The following is a 6,677-nucleotide window of genomic DNA, read 5'->3' as shown; positions in this document are numbered from 1 at the left end:
CGCGCCCCGCCCCGCCCCGCCCCGGTGGGCGGTAGGTGGCGCGCGTCTCGGCCGTGCTGGCGGTCGGTGACCCGCGGAACGTGCAGCGCTTGCCGCGCGCGACCTACCGCCCTGGGCGAGGATGCGCGCGCCACCTACCGCCCGGCTCGGCTCGGGCTGGCCTCACGTCGAGCTCAGCCGCGGACGTGCGTGAGGATCCAGTCGATGAACGGCTTGCCCGCACGCCAGTCGGCGCGTACGTGGTCGAGCAGCTCCGCGGTGTGCACGTACGGCTCGAAGCCGTGGTCGCGACCGAGCGTCAGCGAGCGGTGCCGCAGCAGGTCGATGCGCGGGTGGTCGGCCGACCAGCCGCGCGGGGCGGTCTTCACCGCGTCGCCCCCGACCGTCCACCCCTGGCGCTCGAGCCGACCCAGGATCCGCTGCAGCCCGACCCCGAACGTCTCGTGGTCGACGGCCTCGCGGAACGACGCCAGCCGCGCCGGCGGCGCCTGGTAGAACCCCACACCGGTGCGCACGCCCGGGGCGCCGACCTGCACGTAGTAGCCCGTCGACGGGGCGACGGCGACGAACGCCCCCTGGTGCGTCTTGTACGGCGTCTTGTCCTTCGCGAACCGGACGTCGCGGTAGGGCCGGAAGATCTTGGCCGGGCCGAACTCGTCCTCGAGCGCCGCCGTGAGCGCGACCATCGGCGCCTTCACGGCCTCGTCGTAGACGTGCCGGTGCTCCTCCCAGAACGTCTTCGTGTTGTCGACCTCGAGGTCGTCGTAGAAGTCGAGCGCGGCGACGGGGAAGCCTGCGAAGGTCACGGGGGCGAGCCTAGGCCGGGGCTGCGGGTGCCGCCGCGTGACGGCACCCGCGTGCCGAGGACCTCAGTTCTCCTGCGTGACCGCGCCGAAGCCGACCTTGCGGCCAGTGTCGGCGACGAAGTACAGGTAGGCGACCTTGTCGGCCGGCACGGCGACCGTACGGTCCTTGTCGTCGGTGAGGCTGAAGACGGTCTCGTCCTTCAGCGCGGAGTCGAGCTTCGCGAGCACCGTGTCGGGCGCCTCGCTGGTCTCGACGGACAGCTCGCGGGCGGCGTTCTGGACGCCGATCTTGACCTCCATGGTCGGTCCTCTCTGACGTGCGGGTGGGGCGGGTGGGAGAAGGGGCTACTCGGCGCCGTCGGCGTCGGTGACGTCGCGCGGGAACCCGCCGATGCCGCGCCAGGCGAGCCGTCCGACGAGACGCACGGCGTCCTGCTGCGACAGCGACGACGCCTCGGCCAGCCAGTTGCGGGCCCCGACGTGGCCCATGCCGACCAGGCTCACGGCGAGGAGGTAGGCGGCGTCCTGCGGCAGGCCGGTGTCCTCGCGGATGACCTCGGCGATCGCCAGCGCCGACTCGCGCACGACCCGGTCGACCTGCTCGCGCACGTCGGGGTCGTTCGTCAGGTCGGACTCGAAGACGAGGCGGAACGCCGCGCCCTGGTCGGCGACGTACTGGTACCAGAGCTGCATCGTCGCCTCGACGCGGTGACGGTTGTCCTGCGTGGACGCGAGGGCGCGCTTGATGTCGTCGACGACCTCGTCGCACGAGGACTCCAGCAGGGCGAGGTAGAGGTCGAGCTTGCCGGGGAAGTGCTGGTAGACGACCGGCTTGGAGACGCCGGCGCGCTCGGCGATCTCGTCCATGGACGCGGCGTGGTAGCCCTGCTCGACGAAGACCTCGAGTGCGACCTCCAGCAGCTGGGCGCGGCGGGCGCGGCGCGGCAGTCGGCCGGCGCGCGTGCGCAGGATCGGGGTCTCGCTCACCCGCACAGCCTAGTGCCCGGTCCCCACGCGCTCGTCGGCGAGCACCCCGTGTCGTCGTGCGGCGTCCACGGGACGGACGTCGGTACCGCATGTCGGACGGTCGGGGAACAATGGACGACACGACCGGCGTTGTGCCGGACGTCCCCTTCACCGTCACTGCGAGGAGCAGCCGTGGTCGCCCCCATCGTGGAACCCGCCGACGAACTGACCATCGACGAGGTCCGTCGCTACAGCCGGCACCTGATCATCCCCGACGTCGGGATGGACGGGCAGAAGCGGCTCAAGAACGCCAAGGTGCTCGTGATCGGCGCGGGCGGGCTCGGGTCGCCGGCCCTGCTCTACCTCGCGGCCGCCGGTGTCGGCACGCTCGGCATCATCGACGACGACGTCGTCGACGAGTCGAACCTGCAGCGCCAGATCATCCACGGCCAGTCCGACATCGACCGGCCCAAGGCCGTCAGCGCCGCCGAGTCGGTCGCCGAGGTCAACCCCTACGTGAAGACGATCGTGCACGAGGCGCGTCTCGACAACGACAACGTCCTCGACATCTTCAGCCAGTACGACCTCATCGTCGACGGCACCGACAACTTCGCCACGCGCTACCTCGTGAACGACGCTGCCGTCATCCTCGGCAAGCCGTACGTGTGGGGCTCGATCTACCGCTTCGAGGGCCAGGTGTCGGTGTTCTGGGCCCAGGAGGGTCCGCAGTACCGCGACCTCTACCCGGAGCCGCCGCCGCCCGGCATGGTCCCCTCGTGCGCCGAGGGCGGCGTGCTCGGCGTCCTGTGCGCGTCGATCGGGTCGATCATGGTCACCGAGGCGATCAAGCTGATCACCGGCATCGGCGACCCGCTCATCGGCCGTCTGATGGTCTACGACGCGCTCGAGATGCGGTACACGACGCTGAAGATCCAGCGCGACCCCGAGGGCGAGCTGCCGACCGAGCTGCTCAGCGACTACGAGGCGTTCTGCGGTGCGATCAGCGACGAGGCCGCCGACGCCGCGGCCGGGTCGACGATCTCCGTCGCCCAGCTCGACGGGTGGCTGAAGGAGCGCAACGACGGCGGACGCGACTTCGTGCTCGTCGACGTGCGGGAGCAGGTCGAGCGGGACATCAACCACATCCCCGGCTCGATCCTCATCCCCAAGGGCGACTTCCTCAACGGCAAGGCCCTCTCGGAGCTCCCCGACGACAAGCAGATCGTGCTGCACTGCAAGTCGGGCGTCCGCTCCGCCGAGGCCCTCGCCGTCCTCAAGGGCGCCGGCTTCAAGGACGCCGTCCACGTCGCCGGCGGCGTCGTGGCCTGGGTCGACCAGATCGACCCCAGCCAGCCGTCCTACTGAGCGATCTCCGACGCCGCGGGTCGGGTGCCTCGAGCACCCGCCCGCGGCGTCGGTGCGTCTGGGCGGCTGGGCTCGGCGGTGCGCTGGCGTAGGGGTTCGTGATCTTGCTGGTGCGCTGTCGTGGGGGGTCTCGTCCTGCTGGTGCGCTGCCGCGAGGGGGCATGCGCTTGCTGGTGCGCTGCCTCGGCTGGCGCTGGGGGTGGTCTCCGCAAGGGCCTCGACCGGGCGGCTGGCGGGCGCGCTGGTACGGGGTCGCGGGCCGCGGGTCGCGCTCGGGGTGGACGCACGATGCTGCGTTCGTGCGCGGAAGGCCAAGGATTCTGCACTTGCTACGGGATCCCGTCACCAACGCATGAGCGTTCGACCTCAGGCGCGCGAAGGAAGAATCGTGCGTGCGCTTGGGGTTGGGGTGACGAACGATTCTCCCTTCTCGTGGCACGGTCCACGAGAAGGGAGCATCGTTGCCACGACTACCCCCGTCGGCGGTCGATCTCCAACCGCACATGCGCTCCTGCGGTTGCAGATCCGCCGATGGGACGCGCAAACGCAGAATCTTGCGTCCCCAGTGCGAGCCACAGCCCGAGAACCCGAGCCGCCGCCGCTCCCAGCCGCCCGGTCGAGGCCCTTTCGGAGCGCAGGACGAGTCGAAGCCGCACCGGCGCAGCCCCACCCGAGCGAGAAGCCGCGCCAGCGCAGACCCACCCGAACGAGAAGCCGCGCCGACGCACCCGCAGGTCGACGACAAGCCGCACCAGCGCAGCCGCAGGCCGACGACGAGCCGCACCACCGCACCCCCACCCGACCGAGAAGCCGCGCCGACGCAGCCGCCAGGCATGATCGAGGGGTGGACGAGGCGTACGTCGAGCAGGTGCTGCGGCTGGTGGAGCGGATCCCGGCCGGGCGGGTGCTGCCGTACGGGCGCGTGGCGGAGGTGGTCGCCGGCGGGTACGGGCCGCGCTACGTCGGGCGCATCATGTCGCTGTACGGGCACGCGGTCTGCTGGTGGCGGGTGCCGCGGGCCGACGGGACGCTGCCGGCGCCGCTGATGGTGGAGGCGCAGCAGCGGTGGGCGCAGGAGGGCACGCCGGTGCGCAACGGTCGGGTGCACGTCGCCGAGGCGCTGTGGGGCGAGGCGGGGGCGTCCTGAGGCTGTCGGAGGCCTCTGCTGGGATGGTCACGTGACCGTCGAGTACCGCATCCAGCCTCCCGAGCCCGCGACGGCGGCACGGCGTGTGGTGCTCGACCCGAGCCAGCAGGCCGTGCTCGACCACGTCGCCACCGTCGGCGGGCCCCTCCAGGTGCTCGCGGGGCCGGGCACCGGCAAGACGACGACGCTCGTCGAGCTGGTGGCGCAGCGCGTGGAGTCCGGTACGGTCGCGGCCGACGAGGTCCTCGTGCTCACGTTCAGCCGGGCCGCGGCGCAGGAGGTCAGGGCGCGCATCGCCCGACGGCTGGGCCGCACGGTGGCCACCACGCCGGCCATGACCTTCCACTCCTTCTGCTACGCGCTCGTGCGCGCCGAGCAGGACACCACCGACTTCCGCAGCCCCGTCTCGCTGCTGAGCGCGCCGGAGCAGGACGCGGTGCTCGCCGACCTCCTCGCCGGCACCGACCCGCAGGAGTGGCCCGAGGCGCTGCGGCCCGCGCTGCGCACCCGGGGCCTGACGGCGGAGCTGCAGCGTCTGCTGGGTGCCGCCCGCGCCCAGGGTCTCGACAGCGTCGACCTCCTCGCCGTCGGCCAGCAGACGGGGCGCGCCGACTGGCAGGCCGCCGCCCGCTTCTTCGACGACGTCACCTCCGTGGCCGCGTTCACCAACACGATCGACCACACCGACCTCGTGTTCCAGGCGGTCACGCTCCTGGACGACCCCGAGTGCCGCCGCCGCTGGCGCGACCGCCTGCGGCTCGTCGTCGTCGACGAGTTCCAGGACACCGACCCGCTGCAGGTCGCGCTGCTGCAGGCCCTGGCGGGCGACGGTCGCGACCTCGTCGTGGTGGGCGACCCCTACCAGTCCATCTACGGCTTCCGCGGCGCCGACGTCACCGGCATCCTGCGCTTCACCGAGCAGTTCGCGACGCCGCTCGGCGAGCCCGCGGTGCTCACCCTCGCCCGCACCAACCGCTACGGTGCCGAGATCGCGGCGGCGGTCCGCTCGGTCGTCGAGAACCGCGGAGCGGTCCCGGGGCCCGACGGCGAACGCCTCGCCGCGTTGCGCTCGCCGGCCACCGACCCCCAGCGGTCGGGCACCGTCGAGGTCCGCACGTTCTCCTCCGCCACGGCCGAGGCCGAGCACGTGGCACTCCTGCTGCGCGAGGCTCACCTGGTGGCCGACCGTCCGGTCCCGTGGGACCGCATGGCGGTGCTCGTCCGGTCCTCGGCCCACCTCGACCGGCTCCACCGGGCGCTGTCCGCCGCGGGCGTGCCCGTCCAGGTGGCGGGCGACGAGCTCCCGCTCGCCGTCGAGCCCGCCGTGCGCACCCTGCTCGCCGCGTTGCACGCCGCCCAGACCCTGCACGCCGGCGAGCCGCTCGACCCCGAGGCCGCCACGTCGCTGCTCACCGGCCCGCTGGGCGCGATGGACGCGGCCGGACTGCGACGCCTCGGCCGGGTGCTGCGTCGCGACGACGCCGCCGAGCACGGTCGGCCCCGACCCTCGCGCCTCCTCGTCGCCGAGGTGCTCGCCGACCCGCCCCGACTCGCCACGCTCGCCGCCGACGGCCCCGAGGGTCTTGCCGTGCAGCAGGCGCGACGGGTCTCGGGCCTGCTGGTGCGCGCCGTCGAGCAGCTCGCAGCCGGCGCGTCCGCGGAGGAGGTGCTCTGGACGTTGTGGGACGGCACCACCTGGCCGCAACGACTGCGCGCCGAGGCGGAGTCCGGCGGCGAGGGCGCGGCCCGGGCGCACCACGACCTCGACGCCCTCTGTGCGCTGTTCGCCGAGGCTGCCCGCGCCGAGGAGCGTGAGGCGCACCGCTCGGTCGGCGAGGTCGTCCTTGCCCTCGAGGCGCAGCAGATCCCCTCCGACACGCTCGCCCAGGCCCCCGACGACACCCGCGCCGTCCGGCTCATGACGGCGCACCGGTCCAAGGGCCTGGAGTGGGACCTCGTCGTCGTGGCCGGCGTGCAGGACGGCGAGTGGCCCGACACGCGCCTGCGCAGCAGCCTGCTGCAGCCCGAACGACTGACCCGCGAGGGCGTGGCGCCCTACCCGAGCACGCGCTCGGCGATCGCGGAGGAGCGACGGCTGTTCTACGTCGCGTGCAGCCGCGCCCGCGAGCGGCTCGTCGTCACCGCCGTCGCCAGCGGCTCCGACGACGGCGACCAGCCGTCGCGCTTCGTCGGCGAGCTCCACACGTCCCTGACGCATCCCGACGAGACCCGCCCGGCGCGCCGGACGCTGCCCGAGACCGAGCACCGGCCGCGACGCGCGCTGTCGCTGCGCTCCGCCGTGGCCGAGCTCCGACGGATCGGGGAGAACACCGACGACCCCGCCGAGCGGCGGCGCGTCGCCGAGCAGCTCGCGCGGCTGGCCGGCCACCCGG

General features: G+C 73.2%; 6 protein-coding genes. 3 read left to right on the top strand and 3 right to left on the bottom strand.

Features of this window, described 5'->3' with window-relative positions:
* Nucleotides 1-173 precede the first annotated feature (173 nt).
* The 3 genes from NH339_RS16840 to NH339_RS16830 form a co-directional block, all read right to left on the bottom strand.
* Complete coding sequence (locus NH339_RS16840) at nt 174-806, bottom strand: DUF2461 domain-containing protein (protein ID WP_253027167.1); 633 nt, start codon at nt 804-806, stop codon at nt 174-176.
* Nucleotides 807-869: 63 nt separating this feature from the next.
* Nucleotides 870-1,106, bottom strand: a complete 237-nt coding sequence (locus tag NH339_RS16835) for a DUF3107 domain-containing protein (RefSeq protein ID WP_067855863.1) — start codon at nt 1,104-1,106, stop codon at nt 870-872.
* 45 nt (nt 1,107-1,151) lie between these two features.
* A complete protein-coding gene (locus NH339_RS16830) occupies nt 1,152-1,793 on the bottom strand; it encodes a TetR/AcrR family transcriptional regulator (RefSeq protein WP_370186822.1) in 642 nt (213 codons plus the stop codon).
* A 171-nt stretch (nt 1,794-1,964) separates the two neighbouring features.
* On the opposite strand from NH339_RS16830, the gene moeZ reads away from it, so the two are divergent.
* The 3 genes from moeZ to NH339_RS18955 form a co-directional block, all read left to right on the top strand.
* Nucleotides 1,965-3,137: an adenylyltransferase/sulfurtransferase MoeZ gene (moeZ, locus tag NH339_RS16825; protein WP_253027166.1), complete on the top strand. Its 1,173-nt coding sequence runs from the start codon at nt 1,965-1,967 to the stop codon at nt 3,135-3,137.
* 844 nt (nt 3,138-3,981) lie between these two features.
* Complete coding sequence (locus NH339_RS16820) at nt 3,982-4,284, top strand: MGMT family protein (RefSeq protein ID WP_253027165.1); 303 nt, start codon at nt 3,982-3,984, stop codon at nt 4,282-4,284.
* 31 nt (nt 4,285-4,315) lie between these two features.
* A partial coding sequence (locus NH339_RS18955; RefSeq protein ID WP_253027164.1) for an ATP-dependent helicase occupies nt 4,316-6,677 on the top strand: 2,362 nt, incomplete at its 3' end.

This window comes from Aeromicrobium sp. CnD17-E (assembly GCF_024124745.1).
GTDB lineage: Bacteria > Actinomycetota > Actinomycetes > Propionibacteriales > Nocardioidaceae > Aeromicrobium.
The sequence above is the reverse complement of the archived record's forward strand: the minus strand, read 5'-3'. Positions and strand labels throughout refer to the sequence as shown.